Source organism: Gelatiniphilus marinus (genome assembly GCF_042684345.1).
GTDB classification, from domain to species: domain Bacteria; phylum Bacteroidota; class Bacteroidia; order Flavobacteriales; family Flavobacteriaceae; genus Gelatiniphilus; species Gelatiniphilus marinus.
The window spans coordinates 208129-224596 of record NZ_JBHULK010000001.1; the positions used below are offsets into that span (position 1 = coordinate 208129).

Annotated in this window: 19 protein-coding genes; 10 read left to right on the forward strand and 9 right to left on the reverse strand. The window is 33.6% G+C overall.

All coding sequences use genetic code 11. The features are described 5' to 3' along the window. Nucleotides 1-141: 141 nt before the first annotated feature. A complete protein-coding gene (locus ACFSQS_RS00955; RefSeq protein ID WP_388012686.1) occupies nt 142-597 on the reverse strand; it encodes a low molecular weight protein-tyrosine-phosphatase in 456 nt (151 codons plus the stop codon). 48 nt (nt 598-645) lie between these two features. Next, nucleotides 646-2073 carry a chromosomal replication initiator protein DnaA gene (gene dnaA, locus ACFSQS_RS00960; protein WP_388012690.1) on the reverse strand — a complete coding sequence of 476 codons (1428 nt, stop codon included), beginning with the start codon at nt 2071-2073 and terminating at the stop codon, nt 646-648. 190 nt (nt 2074-2263) lie between these two features. Between dnaA and ACFSQS_RS00965 the strand changes: the two genes are divergently transcribed. After that, a complete protein-coding gene (locus ACFSQS_RS00965; protein WP_388012693.1) occupies nt 2264-2662 on the forward strand; it encodes an acyl-CoA thioesterase in 399 nt (132 codons plus the stop codon). Here ACFSQS_RS00965 and ACFSQS_RS00970 read toward each other — a convergent pair whose 3' ends face one another. Genes ACFSQS_RS00970 through ACFSQS_RS00990 form a run of 5 tightly spaced genes read right to left on the reverse strand, consistent with a single transcriptional unit; the run spans nt 2663 to nt 5810 of the window. After that, complete coding sequence (locus ACFSQS_RS00970; protein ID WP_388012696.1) at nt 2663-3271, reverse strand: IMPACT family protein; 609 nt, start codon at nt 3269-3271, stop codon at nt 2663-2665. It lies immediately after the preceding gene. Then, a complete protein-coding gene (locus tag ACFSQS_RS00975; protein ID WP_388012699.1) occupies nt 3264-3878 on the reverse strand; it encodes an HAD family hydrolase in 615 nt (204 codons plus the stop codon). Before ACFSQS_RS00975 ends, ACFSQS_RS00970 begins: the two co-directional genes overlap by 8 nt. 24 nt (nt 3879-3902) lie before the next feature. Beyond that, nucleotides 3903-4355 (reverse strand): pyridoxamine 5'-phosphate oxidase family protein, encoded by a 453-nt coding sequence (locus tag ACFSQS_RS00980; RefSeq protein ID WP_388012702.1) that lies wholly within the window; start codon nt 4353-4355, stop codon nt 3903-3905. After that, nucleotides 4333-5352: a bifunctional diaminohydroxyphosphoribosylaminopyrimidine deaminase/5-amino-6-(5-phosphoribosylamino)uracil reductase RibD gene (ribD, locus tag ACFSQS_RS00985; protein WP_388012705.1), complete on the reverse strand. Its 1020-nt coding sequence runs from the start codon at nt 5350-5352 to the stop codon at nt 4333-4335. Before ribD ends, ACFSQS_RS00980 begins: the two co-directional genes overlap by 23 nt. Nucleotides 5353-5354: 2 nt before the next feature. Then, the gene (locus ACFSQS_RS00990; RefSeq protein WP_388012708.1) at nt 5355-5810 is read right to left on the reverse strand and encodes an LEA type 2 family protein; all 456 of its coding nucleotides are present in this window, start codon (nt 5808-5810) and stop codon (nt 5355-5357) included. A gap of 53 nt (nt 5811-5863) precedes the next feature. Between ACFSQS_RS00990 and ACFSQS_RS00995 the strand changes: the two genes are divergently transcribed. The 6 genes from ACFSQS_RS00995 (at nt 5864) to ACFSQS_RS01020 (ending at nt 12257) form a co-directional block, all read left to right on the forward strand. Further along, nucleotides 5864-6355: a GNAT family N-acetyltransferase gene (locus ACFSQS_RS00995; protein ID WP_388012711.1), complete on the forward strand. Its 492-nt coding sequence runs from the start codon at nt 5864-5866 to the stop codon at nt 6353-6355. Between the two features lie 21 nt (nt 6356-6376). Continuing rightward, nucleotides 6377-7243, forward strand: a complete 867-nt coding sequence (gene prmC, locus ACFSQS_RS01000; protein WP_388012714.1) for a peptide chain release factor N(5)-glutamine methyltransferase — start codon at nt 6377-6379, stop codon at nt 7241-7243. 94 nt (nt 7244-7337) lie between these two features. Continuing rightward, on the forward strand, nt 7338-9332 hold the full coding sequence (gene ligA / locus ACFSQS_RS01005) for an NAD-dependent DNA ligase LigA (protein ID WP_388012717.1): 1995 nt from the start codon (nt 7338-7340) through the stop codon (nt 9330-9332). A 68-nt stretch (nt 9333-9400) separates the two neighbouring features. Continuing rightward, complete coding sequence (locus ACFSQS_RS01010) at nt 9401-10132, forward strand: hypothetical protein (protein WP_388012720.1); 732 nt, start codon at nt 9401-9403, stop codon at nt 10130-10132. Between the two features lie 144 nt (nt 10133-10276). After that, nucleotides 10277-10972 (forward strand): hypothetical protein, encoded by a 696-nt coding sequence (locus ACFSQS_RS01015; RefSeq protein WP_388012723.1) that lies wholly within the window; start codon nt 10277-10279, stop codon nt 10970-10972. A 649-nt stretch (nt 10973-11621) separates the two neighbouring features. After that, nucleotides 11622-12257: a hypothetical protein gene (locus ACFSQS_RS01020; RefSeq protein ID WP_388012726.1), complete on the forward strand. Its 636-nt coding sequence runs from the start codon at nt 11622-11624 to the stop codon at nt 12255-12257. On the opposite strand, the gene ACFSQS_RS01025 is transcribed toward ACFSQS_RS01020, so the two are convergent. Next, complete coding sequence (locus ACFSQS_RS01025) at nt 12254-13171, reverse strand: bifunctional metallophosphatase/5'-nucleotidase (protein ID WP_388012729.1); 918 nt, start codon at nt 13169-13171, stop codon at nt 12254-12256. The two genes, ACFSQS_RS01020 and ACFSQS_RS01025, sit on opposite strands and share 4 nt — an antisense overlap. A gap of 52 nt (nt 13172-13223) precedes the next feature. After that, a complete protein-coding gene (locus ACFSQS_RS01030; protein ID WP_388012732.1) occupies nt 13224-13916 on the reverse strand; it encodes a 5'-nucleotidase C-terminal domain-containing protein in 693 nt (230 codons plus the stop codon). A 124-nt stretch (nt 13917-14040) separates the two neighbouring features. Here ACFSQS_RS01030 and ACFSQS_RS01035 point away from each other — a divergent pair, with 124 nt between their 5' ends. From ACFSQS_RS01035 to ACFSQS_RS01045, 3 genes are all read left to right on the forward strand, one after another. Further along, a complete protein-coding gene (locus tag ACFSQS_RS01035) occupies nt 14041-14571 on the forward strand; it encodes a DUF6913 domain-containing protein (protein ID WP_388012735.1) in 531 nt (176 codons plus the stop codon). Further along, a complete protein-coding gene (dapA, locus tag ACFSQS_RS01040) occupies nt 14561-15442 on the forward strand; it encodes a 4-hydroxy-tetrahydrodipicolinate synthase (RefSeq protein ID WP_388012737.1) in 882 nt (293 codons plus the stop codon). The genes ACFSQS_RS01035 and dapA overlap by 11 nt, the downstream gene beginning before the upstream one ends. Before the next feature lie 209 nt (nt 15443-15651). Next, a complete protein-coding gene (locus tag ACFSQS_RS01045) occupies nt 15652-16464 on the forward strand; it encodes an outer membrane protein assembly factor BamD (protein WP_388012739.1) in 813 nt (270 codons plus the stop codon). Nucleotides 16465-16468 lie beyond the last annotated feature (4 nt).

The window sequence follows — 16468 nt, forward strand, 5'->3', positions numbered from 1 at the left end:
TAAGTAAACTATATCGAAATAAGCTAGCTCATAAGGTATTTTTAGAAGAAAAGACCTTTAAATTTCGAGGCAAGCAGTAGAGCGAGTTAATCTCGATTATTTAGTAAAGTTAATAAATAAGATGCTTTTTTGCCCTAGAAATTAAGAGTTTAACGACTTTGCAATATTGTCGCAGGCTTCATCAAGCATTTTGTAAACGTTCTCGAAACCTTGGTCGCCACCGTAATAAGGGTCTGGTACACTATAGTTTTGGTTGGGGTACACTTCGTTTAAAATAAATTTCACCTTTGCTATATCTTCATCGTTTCTGGCCAAATCCATAACGTTTTTAAAGTTAGATTCGTCCATTACATAAATCACATCAAAGGCATCAAAATCCGAAATACTAAATTGGCGGCCTTTTAGGTGGGAGATGTTTAAGCCGTATTTTTTTGCTACAGCTATAGAGCGTTTATCTGGTGACTTTCCTAGGTGGTAATTTGCTGTTCCTGCAGAATCTACCAAAAACGAGTTGTTGTTAAGTTTTGAGCGCATAATACCTTCGGCCAATGGCGAACGGCATATATTGCCCAGGCAAACCATAAGAATTTTAGTCATAATAATATTCTGCGAATCCCAATAAATATAGGGTGTTAATTTTAGGTGTTAAACCGATAGTTTTTTTGTAATATCTTCAACGTATTTTCTGAATTGTTTATCGGTTGAAGATAAGTTGTTTACCGTTTTGCAAGCGTGCAGTACGGTGGCATGGTCGCGCTTGCCTATTTGCGAGCCAATACTTGCCAAGGACGCTTTTGTTAGTTTTTTTGCAAAAAACATGGCTAATTGTCTGGCTTGAACAATATGGCGTTTTCTGGTTTTAGATTGTAAGGTATCGACATCCATTTGGAAATAGTCCGATACGATTTTCTGGATATAGTCTATAGATACTTCGCGCTTTGTGTTTTTAACAAATTTTTCAACAATTTGTTTTGCAAGATCTATGGTGATTTCTTTTTTGTTAAAAGACGATTGGGCAATTAAAGAAATAATGGCTCCTTCTAATTCCCTAACGTTGGTTTTAATGTTTTTGGCAACATAATCAATTATGTCGTCGGGCATTTCAACACCGTCTCGATAGAGTTTGTTTTTCAATATGGACACTCGGGTTTCAAAATCCGGGTGCTGTAATTCGGCCGAAAGGCCCCATTTAAAACGAGATAGCAAGCGTTGCTCGATATCTTGCATGTCAACAGGTGCTTTATCGCTTGTTAAAACCACTTGTTTTCCGTTTTGGTGCAAATGGTTGAATATATGGAAAAACACATCTTGAGTGCCGGATTTTCCTGAAAGGAACTGTACATCGTCAATAATCAGCACATCGATAATTTGATAAAAATGAATAAAATCATTTCTGTTGTTCTTCTTTACAGAATCTATATATTGTTGGGTAAATTTTTCAGCAGAAATGTATAAAACCGTTTTTTCGGGGTATTTGTCTTTTATATCTACTCCAATGGCATGTGCTAAATGCGTTTTGCCTAAGCCAACACCTCCAAAAACAAGCAATGGGTTAAAGGATGTGCCACCAGGTTTTGCAGCAACGGCCAAACCTGCGCTTCGTGCTAAACGGTTGGAGTCGCCTTCTAAAAAGTTTTCAAAACTGTAATTAGGGTTGAGTTGAGACTCGATCTTTACGTTCCTGATGCCGGGAATTACAAACGGATTGCGTAATTCTGGGTTTTTGTTGTTTAAGGGAATGTCAACATCTTGCGCTTTTACCGCACTTCTGTTGGCACTTGGTATCTTTTCTGTAAACGGTTGTTTGTTGCCATAAGTGTTTTCCATTTTAATAATGTAAACCAATTTGGCTTTGTCGCCCAACTCTTTGGTTAGCGATACTTTAAGGATTTTTACATAATGCTCTTCAAGCCATTCGTAAAAGAATTTACTTGGTACTTGTATGCTTAGGGCATTATCGGTAAGTTTAACTGCTTTTATTGGCTCGAACCAAGTTTTGTAGGCTTGCGGCTGAATATTATCCTTTATAAATTCAAGACAATTGCTCCATACCGATTGCGCAGTTATACTCATTTTTTGTTGCTGTAGTTTGTTTGTTATTGTAAATTCGAGAGAAATTTTTGGAATTCTCCAACACCTATATCGTTTGGCAAATATGTGAACAAAATTCTTAAAAAAAAAATGATTTACTATTGAATTTCTAGAATTTTTTCCCCATGTTTAAGCTCTAGCCGAAACTACAAAAAATTATTCAATTCTGCCTATGAAATTCGATGAAATACAAATAAGAGTACGTTATGGAGAAACCGACCAAATGGGAGTGGTATATCATGGTAATTATGCGTTATATCTTGAAATGGGGCGGGTTGAGTGGTTACGCAAACTAGGGTTCTCGTACAAGGCCATGGAAGAAAACGGCATTATGCTACCTGTTGTTTCTTTAAGCATAAACTATAAAAAACCAGCGCGTTATGATGATGTAATTAATGTAAAAACTCAACTAAAAAACACCCCATCTGCCAAGATTGAATTTGAGTACGAAATTACCAACGAAAAGGGTGAAATTTTAGCCCAGGCCCATACCACTTTGGTTTTTATAGATACCAAAACAAAAAGACCGATTAAGGCACCAAAATATATTTTGGACGCGATTGCATTGTAATTAAAGTTGTTCGATATTGATTTCGAACAAATGGCTGAAGGTTTTAAAAACCTGATTGGCATTTTTCTTTCTTACGGCTATTGTTATTTGGCAGTCCATTTCTAATTTTTGATTGGTAATATTTAGGTTTTGCTCTTTAATAATTCGCATTACCGTATTCATGTTTTTGTAACCGAAGCTTATCAAATAATTAACATTAATGGTTTTTTCGATAATTTTGGAGGATTCGAGTGTTAATTGCGCCGTGGTTTTGTAGGCGTTTATTAATCCGCCCACGCCTAATTTAACACCTCCAAAATAGCGCACCACTACAATTAAAACGTTGGTTACATTAAAGGATTGTATTTGCCCGTAAATAGGCATGCCTGCAGAATTATTGGGTTCGCCATCGTCATTTGCCCTATAGCTTATGTTTTCTGTTCCTATTTGGTAGGCATAGCACCAGTGTCTTGCGGCGTGATGCTCTTTTTTTAAATTGTTTATATGAAGCTTTACATCATCTTCAGAAGTAATGGGGTAGGCATAACCAAAGAACTTACTGTTTTTGTCTTTAAATAAAATAGCTTCAGTTGATGTGTTAATGGTTTTATATGTGTCTTTTTCAGTCAAATAAATGGGTTTTTATATTGAAAAGATTTGTAATATCTTCGGTATTCGGGTTTATGTGCCATGTTTTAAAGCCTAAAGTTTCAGCGGTTTTTGTGTTATCTTCATTATCGTCTATAAACAAACATGTGTTGGCTTTTAAGTTGTTTTCGTTTAAAACGAATTTAAAAATATCTTCATTTGGTTTTACAAGATTTACCTCGTGCGATAAATAAAAAGCATCAAAACAGTTTTTAAATTCGTTGTAAAAAGGAATGTTTTCTTTAATCCAATTTATATGAAGCTCGTTTGTGTTGCTTAATAAAATGAGTTTGTAATTGTTCTCTTTTTTTAGATTTTGAATAAATTTTAAACGATGTTCTGGGAACTCATTCAGCATAAAATTCCAAACTTTAATTAAATCTTCTTTTGAAAGCTTCGGAAAATTTTCAGTATAAAACCCCAAAAATTCATTGGTTGAAATCAATCCTTGTTCGTATAAACTATTAAAGGCTGTCATCTCATCTGAAAGCGATTCAATTTTAAAAGTACTAAGAGCGTGTTGTAAAGCGCCTTCAATATCTAAATTAATAAACACGTTGCCAAAATCGAAAATTAGGGTTTTAATCATTTACAATGGTATTAAAATAAGGTTTTATAAGCTGTATAGTTTTTTTGCACTTTTTATTTGTTCTTTCTCGGTTGTTTCAGGGTAAAGCAAATATTTAGGTGCAATTATAGGTTTATATTTTTCTATAGAGATTTTTGTTATGGTTGCAAAGGGAAATTTCCCGTTAGCTAATTTTTGTAATATAACGTTCATTTCTTCAAATTCGGGGTTTGTTTTTTCTAAAACCTGAGCTTTACCTTTTAATTGAAATCCTTTTTGAACCAAAACATCTATAAAACTAATACATACCTCTTTATTTTGCCTTATATTTTTTACCGTTTGGGGAGAAGCAATATTTGCAATTATTATGTTATTGGTTTTATAGTAAGAAAAAATTTCTTTAGGCGAAACATTGGGAACGTTATCTTTTGATGCCGTAGCTAACCAACATAAAACACTTTTATCAATATATTTTTTAATTTCTGCTGTTAGTTTCATTTGTGTAAATTTTAAGGCTATCAGTCATTATTTTTTCTTCAGAAATTAGTTTTCCAAAAAAAACAGGTGTTTTAACACCTTCTTTAAATACTGTGTTTCCTTTGAATACGCGTGCTTCATCCCAAAGGTTTTCGTCTATAAAGGTTTGAAGTGTTTTTGTGCCGCCTTCAATAATTACGGAATTTATATTTTTTTGAAATAGAACATCACAAATTTGTTTTGCAACGTTACTATTATAATTTATGTCTTTTTTAGAAGTAATAATCGTTTCTGCTTCATCATTAAAAACTGCATAATCTTTTGATAGCTTATTATCTTTATCAATTACTACTCTAATTGGGTTTTGTCCTATCCAATCCCGAGCAGTTAAACTCGGATTGTCTTGAATAACCGTGTTTGTTCCCACTAAAATAGCTTGTTCTTCGGCGCGCCATTTGTGTGTTAATTGTCTGGAAAACACATTGGTAATCCAAACTGGTTTTTGTACATTTTTAGTTTTAGGCGCTATAAAACCATCAGCGGTTTCTGCCCATTTTAAAATAATGTACGGGCGTTTTTTGTTATGGAATGTAAAAAAGCGTTTGTGGTGCTTTTTACATTCGTTTTCCAAAAGGCCAACCGTAACATGGCAACCGGCATTTTTAAGTTTTTCGATACCTTTGCCTGCTACCTTTTTGTTGTCATCGACACAACCAATTACAATATTTGGTATTTGGTGTTTAATAATAAGGTCGCTGCACGGTGGTGTTTTGCCGAAATGCGAACAAGGTTCTAAAGTTACGTAAAGCGTAGCTTTTTTTAATAAAGATTTATTAGCAACGGCATTAATAGCATTAACCTCGGCATGATTTTCGCCGTATTTGCTGGTGTAACCTTCGCCAATAATGCTATTGTTATAAACAATTACAGCACCAACCATGGGGTTTGGTCTGGTTGTTCCTAAGCCGTTTTTAGCAATTTCCAAACAGCGTTTTATATAGGTTTCGTGGTTTGCCAATGTTATAATTTAATCTTTACATTTTCGGTTTTGTCAATATTATAAGTGTAAGAAAAGCCTAAAACTTTATAAATAATATCACCTTTATACTGTACTTTAATTTGTTTGCTAAACAAGCTGCCAAGCAATCCGCTAAGGTTTTTATTGCTAAAAATACTATCGGTAGGGATGTTGGCTTTTAAAGGAATAGAAAACTCTTTTTTTGCCGGTACGTTAAAGCTTTTGGTAGAAACAGATGCCATTTTGTTATCGTTTACAAATACTTTTATTTCATTGGTTTTTAGTTCTCCTCCAATATCATTAGGGTTTAAAAACAAAGCATCTGCTGTTAAAGTTATATGTTTTGAAGTCGATTCGACAACCTTAATATTTTCAACATTTAAGAACAGAGGTTTTTCTTTAACTGAACAACCAAAAAAAACAAATAATATTGTTGATAAAATAATCAAAGGCTTCATTCGCTTATTTTTATATTTAAGTATCTTCACATGCATAAAATTACTGTTTTAAAGTGAGTAAAGATACTATAGTTATTCGAGAAATTAAGCCAGAGGATAATGCACAAGTTGAAGCCGTTATAAGAGCCTGTTTCCACGAATTTAAAATTCCGTTAGAAGGTACAGCTTATGCAGATAACGAAACACCAAATATGTTTGAAGCCTATCAAAAAACCAACGAGGTTTATTATGTTATTTGCGATAGCGGTACCATTTTAGGTGGCGGAGGCATTAAACCTTTAAAGGATTTTGAGGCTAATGTTTGCGAAATCCAAAAAATGTATTTTTCGCCAACAATACGTGGAAAAGGTTATGGTAAATTAATGTTTGAAAAATGTATGCAAGCCGCCAAAAAAATGGGTTATAAACAATGCTATTTAGAATCGGCATCGCAACTTAAAGCGGCCATTCATATATACGAAAGCAATGGCTTTAAGCATCTAAAAGGTGCTTTGGGAAATACGGGACACTATTCTTGTGGGGTCTGGATGATAAAGGAATTATAGTTTACGGTAAAAAAGATTAATTTGAAATTAAAAGAAATACAAAATACATTTCATAAAGCCTTAGATTCCGTTTACGGAAAAGAAGAAGTTGATAGTTTCTTTTTTATTCTGATAGATTTCTATTATAAAATTTCAAGATTGCAATTGGCCATGGCACCCGATTTTAAAATTGAAAATAAAGCTGCTATTTTAAATGCTTTAGAAGCTTTAAAACAAGAACAACCCTTACAGTATATCTTAGGCGAAACCGAGTTTTACGGACTGCCGTTTAAATTAAACAAAAATGTTTTGATACCGCGGCCTGAAACCGAAGAATTGGTAGAATGGGTTATAAATTCTGTCGCTTCGCGAGCAGTCAAGAGGTCTTTAAGCGTTTTAGATATTGGCACAGGCAGCGGATGTATTGCAGTTTCACTTGCTAAAAACTTACCAAATGCCAAGGTTTGTGCTTTAGATGTAAGTAAAAAAGCGTTGAAATTAGCAAAGCAAAATGCCGAATTAAACAAAGTAGAGATTGAATTTATTGAAACCGATATTTTAACCTGTCGTCATGCTGAACTTGTTTCGGCATCACACAAGTTTGATATTATAGTATCCAATCCGCCATACGTTATGAAGAAAGAAAAACCTCAAATGAAAAACAATGTTTTAAATAACGAACCGCATTTGGCACTGTTTGTAAATGATGAAAATCCGTTGTTGTTTTACGAGGCCATTTCATATTTTGCAAGCCATAAATTAAATCTCAATGGCATGTTGTTTTTTGAAATTAATGAATACCTTGGCAACGATATGATAAGATTGTTGAATAAAAAACAGTTTAAAAACATAGAATTAAAACAAGACATCTTTAAAAAAGATAGAATGATAAAAGGTGAGTTGAGTTAAAAATTAATAATTAAAAATACATTTTTGTTCCTCTTCAAGCAGGAATCCATTTAAAAAAAAACTAGTGTCCCGAAGTTTCGGGAGTGGCAAAAAAATGAACATAAAACAACACATACAAAACCTACGTAGTACATTACGCGAACATAATTATAACTATTATGTGCTCGATAATCCAACCATTTCAGATTACGATTTCGATACAAAACTAAAGGAACTCCAAGAACTCGAGGCGAAACACCCCGAGTTTTTTGATGCCAATTCGCCAACCCAACGCGTAGGGGGCGCAGTAACCAAAAATTTTGAAACCATTGCGCACGAGCATCGCATGTATTCACTAGATAATTCCTACTCAAAAGAAGATTTACAAGATTGGGAAACCCGTATTAAAAAACTGGTTGATGGCGATATTCAATACACCTGCGAACTAAAATACGATGGTGCATCAATAAGCTTAACTTACGAAAACGGATTGTTAACAAAAGCCGTAACCCGGGGCGACGGATTTCAAGGCGACAACGTTACGGCAAACGTAAAAACCATAAAATCGGTGCCACTTCAATTAAAAGGCGAATATCCTAAAAAGTTTGATATTCGAGGCGAAATCGTTTTGCCTTTTGATGGGTTTAATAAAATGAACGAAGAACGTATTGAATTAGGAGAAGAGCCATACAGAAACCCAAGAAATACGGCCTCTGGAAGTTTAAAATTACAAGATAGTGCAGAAGTTGCAAAACGTCCGTTGGAATGTTTATTGTATAATCTTTCAGGTTCTAATTTAGGTATTAAAACCCAATTTGAAAGCTTGGTAAAAGCCAGACAATGGGGATTTAAAGTCCCAAGTGCAGCCAAACTAGCGCATTCCATTGATGAAGTTTTAGAGTTTATAAATTACTGGAATGTGCATCGGCACGATTTGCCTTATGAGACCGACGGTGTTGTTGTTAAAGTTAACAATTTGCAACAACAAGAAGAATTGGGTTATACAGCAAAATCACCGCGTTGGGCGATGGCATATAAATTTAAAGCCGAACAGGTTTCAACAAAGTTAAACGAAATTACCTATCAAGTTGGACGCACAGGAGCCATTACGCCAGTAGCAAATTTAGAACCTGTTGAGTTGGCTGGCACAACGGTAAAACGTGCTTCGTTACACAATGCCGATCAAATAGAAAAATTGGACATTAGAGTAGGCGACACCGTATTTGTTGAAAAAGGCGGTGAAATTATACCAAAAATAATCGCTGTCGATTTAACAAAACGCCAACCAGATTCTTTCCCAACCCAATACATTACACATTGCCCCGAATGTAACACCAAATTAGTGCGGCAAGATGGCGAAGCGCAGCATTATTGCCCAAATTACAACGGTTGCAAACCCCAAATAATTGGTCGTATCCAGCATTTTATTTCCAGAAAGGCCATGGATATTGAAGGCTTGGGCGGCGAAACCGTAGCCCTATTAGTTAACGAGGGCTTAATTGGCAATTACTCAGATTTGTATGAGTTAACAAAAGAGCAGGTAATGCCACTAGAGCGTATGGCAGAAAAAAGTGCTGATAACTTAGTTGCAGGAATTAAAGCCTCTAAGCAAATTCCTTTTGAGCGTGTTTTGTTTGCGCTCGGTATCCGTTTTGTTGGTGAGACCGTGGCCAAAAAACTAGCTAAACATTATAAAAGTATCGATGCTGTTGCTGATGCTTCAGAAGAAGATTTGGTAAATGTTGATGAAATAGGCATTAAAATTGCACAAAGCGTTACAGCGTTTTTTAAAGATGAAAAAAATATTTCAATAATCAATAAATTAAAAGAATTTGGAGTTCAGTTAGAAATGTCTGCCGAACAGCTTTTGGGGCAAACCAATATTTTGCAAGGGCAATCTATTGTGGTAACCGGGGTTTTTGAATCTATTTCAAGAAACGATTTAAAAAAACTCATCGAAGACAACGGAGGTAGGGTTAGTAGCTCCATATCTTCTAAAACAAGCTATATAGTTGCTGGAGACAACATGGGGCCCAGCAAAAAGGAAAAAGCAGAAAAATTAAATATTGATATATTGAGCGAATACGATTTCTTACAAAAAATAAAATAATTAATAGATTTTATCGATAAAATGTGGTTTTTATCAGTTTAGTTGTAAAATTTATATATATTTGTAACATGAGTATAAAAACTACTAAGGTCAAGACTATGGTCTTGATTAGTTTAATTACATTGGCTTACATCCTCTTTGTTGTTTTTCAATTTAGCGGGAAAGCAGTTGTTGCAGAAAGCTTTAGTTCAATAATATTTCCGTTAATTGCAGTGCTATATTACCAATCTGTTACTCCCAAAACATTGTTTTTTTGTTTGTTTTTAATCAGTTATTCATTATCAGAATTAATTTTCTTTGTCGTTGATTATGTACCCTATCTGTATTTTTATTTCACCGGAAATATTTTAAGCTTGCTATCGTATGCTTTTTTAATAGTCGAGGTTTGTAAATTACTTTGTGCAATGCATGTTTTAAAGAATTTTAAAATCCATATTGTGGTATTAATTGGTTTAAACACATATATAGCATTTATTTTGCAAGAAGCCATAGGTCCGTATTTAGATTTGACTTTAGAGTGTTTAGTAGAAATTACGTACAATGTTGTTATGCTTTTACTGCTATCTGTAGCGCTCTTAGGTTATATATATAAAGATGATAAAAAATCTTTATTCTTCTTTTTTGGCGCTTTGTGTATAGTATTTGGAGAAGTGATAAATGTGGCCTACCTATATGTATCGCATCAAAATCTGTTTAATTTTTTATCGGTTTCTTTGTTTGTTTTGGCTTTTTATTTCTTGTACCAACAAGCTAAATTAAAACCTATTGAAACAAAAGATGACGATATCTCCAAAATGTAGCTATTCTAATATAATTAATCCTGTTGAATTTTAATATTAAATCTATAAGTATAACATTATATAAACTAAAAATAATATTTTAGCCGAGTTATATTAATTTGGATGCGTGGTAATTACAATTATAGTCTTATGTTAATATCTAGAATGTTAGTTACTTTTATTGGTTTGGTTTACCTCTTTTTTGTTGGGTTGGAGTTTTTTGGCAACAATACCTTGGCCATACAATTAAGTGTGTTAATTATACCGCTTATCGCGCTGCTTTATTTTGTTTCTGTAAAGCGTAAAACACTGTATTTTAGTCTGTTTTTAATTGGTTACTCTATTCCTGAATTGATGTTCTTTGCAAAAGATAAATTGGTTTACGAAACTTACTATTATATATGTAACGGTTTAAGTGTTTTGGCTTATTTGTTTTTGTTGATCGAGATTTTTAAATCTATTAATTACCAAGTGGTTTTAAAACGATTTAAGCTGCAAATTATTGTACTTGTAATTTTAAGTTTATACATGGGTTATGTATTATTTAAAATTATCTCGCCTTATTTACTAGTATCTATCGAGTATTTTTTAGAAATCTCGTATAATGTTTTAATACTTTTGGTGCTTTCTTTGTCGCTTTTAAATTATTTTGATAAAGACGATAACAAATCTTTCCTTTTATTTCTAGGGTCTTTGTGCATTGTTTTTAGCGAGGTAATTAACATTGCTTACTTGTACATTGCTAATAAAAACATGCTTAATTTTATGTTTGTTACTTTATTTGTTTTGGCTTTCTTTTTCTTTTATCAGCAGTCTAAACTAGAGGAAGAAGTAGATGAAAAAATAATATTAAAGCCTTAATTGTATTGGTAAAAGCAATGTTTCTTTAGGCTTCATAAAAAATAAATTTCAAAAAAAAAATTAAAAAGAAGCCTCTATAATCCCCTAAATACGGTTTTTTGGTATTAGCCCCCAATGTTCTTGCTATAAATTTAAAAACGAAGGTGTTTGGCTTGGGTTTAATATAATTGGTTTTATTTACTGCTTATAATCTTGTGTTTACAGATTGTTTTAGGTTGATTCCCTTTGCTTGGTTTTAGATAAACTGGAGTCTAAACTTAATGGGTTTTTTGGTTTTAAAGGTGTTTTGTAAGTAACCATCGGTAATTTCAATATCTAAGGAAAGAACAAATTGAATGAATAGGCCATTAGTATTTGAAAATGGGATTTTTAAATTGAACTTATGTTAAAAAAAATATTCTTTTAGCTAACATTTTTAGTAAATTTTTATCGATAAAATACAATAAATGAAGAAATTAATCGACAAAATACACGGTTTTATCGATGTAATAAAGTTTTATTTTTATATTTGCATCCAACCTACTTGTAAATTATCATGAAAAATTTGTTTGCTCTTCACTTTAAAAAAGTGTTTTTTTGTGTATTATTATTTTTTGTTACCGTTAATGTTTTAGCAACTTACAACTCAGATGTATTGTTTTTACAAACTGTGAAGACACTATTTGTTCCAGTATTGCTATTTTTGTTTTACCTTGGTAATAAAGTGCTAAGTCTTCCGTTTATTTTGTTTTTTTTATTTTCTTTTTTAGGCGATGCCTCTTTAGCGTTGTTTAACAGTCCATTTTTTGTTAAAGCCTCGGGTGTTTTCTACTTTTTAAGCTATGTATGTTTAATAGGTATTGCCATTTATAAATTTAGGTTTTTTAAAGTCGATATAGTTGTTGGCGCTTATCTTGCGTTGGTGTTTTTTATAAGTATCTATTTCTTGTATTTGTTTTACGGGTTTTTAAAGACAGTGGTACCAGATAATTTTGCGGTGTTTTTGTTTGGAATCAAGGGTGTTGCTTTATTGATATTGGCCTTTTTGGCTTTCGGAAAGTATTTACATAGCGATACCAAGGCTGCTATTCTATTTTTAATGGTAGCTATGTGTTTGGTGTTTTCTACAGTTCTAAACTATGTTGATTTGTATTATGTGCATAGCTGGGGTTTTGTAATGATTGAAAGCGTTGTTTACACTGTAGGCTTATATTTATTGCTAAACTATGTCGTGGAAGAAAATAAAAGCACTGCGATCCAAAAAAGCACTGTTAATGCCTTTAACCGAGATAATATTTTTGCCTAAACAATTATAGATGTACCATTAGCGGCTTTGTTTTTATCGGTGTCAAAGTAAAAGTCGATTTTGCCCAAATTTATACCATAGCACCCCACTTGGTTAACAAGCATGTTTTTGCCATCAATGTTTTTTACAACCGTTGGTTTTTTTAAAAAGGTATGGGTATGACCGCCAATAATTAAGTCGATGTTTTTTGTGGCAGCGGCAAGTTTTAAGTCACTTATTTTTGTTTTGCTATTTTTATAATGGTATCCTAAATGGGATAGGCAAATTATTAAATCGCATTGCTCGTCTTGTTTTAGTATTCTGGTAGTTTCTTGAGATATTTCAATAGGATCTAAATATTTGGTTTCCTTGAACATAGATGGGTCAACTAATCCATTTAACTCTATTCCTAAACCAAATACCCCAATTTTAATACCCTCTTTTTTAAAAGTTTTATAAGGCTTTGCATGGGTGTCCATTATGGTGTTTGAAAAATCGTAGTTGGCCGAAACAAACTCAAATTTGGCATGCGGTAATTGGGCGTAAAGGCCTTCAATACCATTATCGAAATCGTGGTTGCCAATAGTCGCGGCATCGTATTTTAGCTTGCTCATTAGCTTAAACTCCAACTCGCCACCATAGTAGTTAAAATAGGGAGTGCCTTGAAAAATATCGCCCGCATCAAACAGAAGGGTGTTTGGGTTTTCGTTTCTAATAGATTCTATTAAACTTGCTCGTCTGGCTACACCGCCTTTATTGGCATTTCTGCCATCGTTTGGCCCAAAAGCATCAATATGGCTGTGCACATCGTTGGTATGCAAAATGGTAATTTTGCTTGTTCTGGTAGCCCATGCAAAAGATTGCAATCCTAAACCACCAAGTGCTACCAACGCGGTTCCTGCCGTGGCTTGCTGTATAAAATCTCTGCGTTTCATTTTTGTTGTTTTTGCGTATTGCCCGAATAACTCAATAATAAGCAACATTTAATTAATCAATTGTAATAAACCTATCATCGATTACGGGTTTTACGGTATCTAATTTTTTAAAGGTATCAATTAAGGCATTTCTTATTTTATAGTTTAGAACATAGAGGCTGTCGTTGGGTTTAAAAAACAACATGCTATCTCCGCCATTGTATAAATAATCGTTGGTAGCCACATAATAGGTTTTGTTTTTATCAATGTTTTTACCGTTTATTTTCGCTTCAAATACATTAAAGTCTTTATCGAGAACAAGTTTTAATTTCGAAATAGGGTGCGCTCTTTTTCTTGTTCTCAAATACTCGATAATATTGTAGATTTGAGCTCCTTTTAATGCTACAACAACAATGCTATTCTCGAAAGGCATCAATTTAAAAGCGGTTCTTTTGCTAATATTTCCTTTTGGTAAAATCGATCGGATCCCACCATGGTTCAATAATACCATGTCGATATGCTTTCCGGTTCTTTTATTAAATATAGGGTTGGCTTCATTGTAAACCGCATCTGCCATAAAATTGCCAATAGCTGTGTTTAAATGGCCATCTGTTTTAGAATAGGTGTTGGTAGAATATGCCAAAACACTATCCAGGTCTTTTTGAATATTATCTCTAAAAGGCTTTATGTACGATTCAATTTCGGGTTTCAAAGGCAAGCTATCTGTAACCTGTATTTGCTTGCCCTCAACTTTAGTTAGGTGCAATTTTTCTTGCTTGCATCCCCAAAAAATTAAAATATATAACAAAAAAATAAAATGTGTGAACCTCATGCACGAAACGGTTTTTTTGAGTGTACTTTTGCTACCTTTGCCAAAAGTATAAAGATAAATGATTTTAAAAGGTTTTAAAGAAAAATCTAATAAAAAACACTTAAATAAATTGTTGTCGCAGCGCATAATGCCTGTTGGTAACAGCAGGGTAGAAAGTTTAGGTGTAATCTTAAATAGCGATGAGCTTGATGATTTCGAGTTGTTTAGAACCTTGGCAAACCTTATTAATGTACGCCCAAACAAACTAAAAATAATAGCTTTTTCGGCCAATAAAAAAGAACAACTAAGCAATTGGGATGCCTGTTACAACCCCAAGGATTTTGGGTGGAACGGCAAAATTAAAAACACTGAATTGCAAACGTTTTTAAACACAAAGTTTGATGCCCTGATTAGCTACTACGCCAATGAGGATTTAGAATTAAAATTGCTTACGGCAAAATCTGAAGCACAATTTAAAATAGGCATTTTACAAACCGATGTCCGATTAAACGATTTAATAATTAATACTAGCATAAAAGAATTTAACGTATTTAAGGCCGAAGTGCATAAATACTTAACCATATTAAATAAAATTAAAAATGAGCAGTAAGTTTTTAGGAACCGGAGTGGCATTGGTTACACCGTTTAAAGATGATTTAAGTATAGACCACGAGGCCTTGGCGAATATTGTAAATTTCAATGTTGAAAACGGTACAGATTACCTTGTAATTTGTGGTACAACCGGTGAAAGCGTTACTATTACCAAAACTGAAAAGCAAGCGGTTGTTAATACCATAACCAAAGCAAACCAAGGCCGTTTGCCAATGGTTTTGGGTATTGGAGGCAACAATACGGCAGCTGTTATTGAAGAAATAAACACAACCGATTTAAGCGGTATCGATGCCATTTTATCGGTGTCTCCCTACTATAGCAAGCCCACGCAAGAGGGTTTGTACCAGCATTTTAAAGCGATTGCCGAAGCCTGCCCCACAGATATTATTTTGTACAATGTACCCGGGCGTACTTCAAAAAACATGGAGTCAGAAACCACCTTAAAATTGGCAAACGATTTTAAAAACATTGTAGCCGTTAAAGAAGCGGGCAACAACGTCGCTCAATATCTACAATTGCTAAAAAACAAACCTGAAGATTTCTCGGTAATTTCTGGTGACGACGATTTGGCTTTGGGCGTTGTTTTGGCAGGGGGCGCAGGCGTTATATCGGTAATAGGGCAGGCCTTTCCAAATGCGTTTTCAGAGATGATTCGTTTGGGTTTAAAAGGCGATGCCAAAGCCGCTTATGCCATTCATTTTAAATTAATGGATGTGGTTGGCCATATTTTTGAAGAGAATAATCCGGCAGGTATAAAAGCCGTTTTTGAAGCCTTGAGTCTTTGCCAAGACACCGTTAGGTTGCCGTTGGTTCCGGCATCAAATTCCTTAAAAGAAAAAATTGCTTCATTTATTAAAACATTTAACTAATGTTAAATATAACATAAACCTTAGCGTTGCTACATTTCATCATTTATTTTAGCAGAGAAATTATATTTTTAAAATCCATATTAATAGTTTAATTTTGCACTCTGTTTTAAAATCTATGGAATGAGCATTTTTAAAATCTTGAGTCTAAGCAAGATGTTTATTGTGCAAATTACATTTGTCTTTTAAAAAAAAGAAATCAACGCTATCAAATGAAAAAGTTTTTTTACATCATAATAACATTAACTATTTTTAGCTCTTGCAGCGAGTATCAAAAAGTTTTAAAAAACGAAGAGATAGCGCCTAAATTCAAAATGGGCGAAGCTTTGTACAACGAAGGCAAATATGCCAAAGCCAACAAGCTTTTTGCTCAAATAGTACCAAACTACAGGGGTAAACCACAGGCCGAAAAACTAATGTATTTATATTCTAACACGTTTTATAAAACCAAAGATTATTATGTAGCAGGTTATCAGTTCGAGCGTTTTGCATCGAGTTATCCTAAAAGTGAAAAAGTAGAAGAAGCCGCGTTTTTAAGTGCCAAAAGCTACTATATGCTTTCGCCAGTATATTCTAAAGATCAAAAAGAAACTGTCGAGGCCCTCGAAAAACTTCAAGCTTTTATAAATTTATATCCGGAGTCTCAGTATAGCACAGAAGCTAACACATTGGTGCAAGAATTAGATTATAAGTTAGAAAAGAAAGCCTTTGAGATTGCCAAGCAATACAATAAAATAGCCTACACATCTACAGAATTGGAGGCGGCCATAAAATCGTTCGATAACTTTATTTTCGATTTTCCAGGTTCCAGCCTACGCGAGGATGCATTGTTTTACAGATTGGATTCTGCCTACAAACTAGCCTTAAACAGTGTAGAGTACAAAAAGCAAAATCGATTAAAAACGGCAAAAGAATACTACCAAGCCTTTATAGAAAAATATCCAAACTCAAAACATATTGAAACTATAAATAATATGGTTTTGGTAATGGACGAAGCATTAAAAAATTACAGCACTAAAAGTTAAATAA

Coding starts and splice junctions, on each gene's coding strand:
- ACFSQS_RS00975 (WP_388012699.1), bottom strand. CDS start 3,878: ATGATTAAAACCCTAATTTTCGATTTTGGCAACGTGTTTATTAATTTA.
- ACFSQS_RS00990 (WP_388012708.1), bottom strand. CDS start 5,810: ATGAAGCCTTTGATTATTTTATCAACAATATTATTTGTTTTTTTTGGT.
- ACFSQS_RS01035 (WP_388012735.1), top strand. CDS start 14,041: ATGATTTTAAAAGGTTTTAAAGAAAAATCTAATAAAAAACACTTAAAT.
- ACFSQS_RS01015 (WP_388012723.1), top strand. CDS start 10,277: ATGTTAGTTACTTTTATTGGTTTGGTTTACCTCTTTTTTGTTGGGTTG.
- dapA (WP_388012737.1), top strand. CDS start 14,561: ATGAGCAGTAAGTTTTTAGGAACCGGAGTGGCATTGGTTACACCGTTT.
- ACFSQS_RS01025 (WP_388012729.1), bottom strand. CDS start 13,171: ATGAAACGCAGAGATTTTATACAGCAAGCCACGGCAGGAACCGCGTTG.
- ACFSQS_RS00955 (WP_388012686.1), bottom strand. CDS start 597: ATGACTAAAATTCTTATGGTTTGCCTGGGCAATATATGCCGTTCGCCA.
- ACFSQS_RS00980 (WP_388012702.1), bottom strand. CDS start 4,355: ATGAAACTAACAGCAGAAATTAAAAAATATATTGATAAAAGTGTTTTA.
- ACFSQS_RS00965 (WP_388012693.1), top strand. CDS start 2,264: ATGAAATTCGATGAAATACAAATAAGAGTACGTTATGGAGAAACCGAC.
- ligA (WP_388012717.1), top strand. CDS start 7,338: ATGAACATAAAACAACACATACAAAACCTACGTAGTACATTACGCGAA.
- dnaA (WP_388012690.1), bottom strand. CDS start 2,073: ATGAGTATAACTGCGCAATCGGTATGGAGCAATTGTCTTGAATTTATA.
- ACFSQS_RS01010 (WP_388012720.1), top strand. CDS start 9,401: ATGAGTATAAAAACTACTAAGGTCAAGACTATGGTCTTGATTAGTTTA.
- ACFSQS_RS01045 (WP_388012739.1), top strand. CDS start 15,652: ATGAAAAAGTTTTTTTACATCATAATAACATTAACTATTTTTAGCTCT.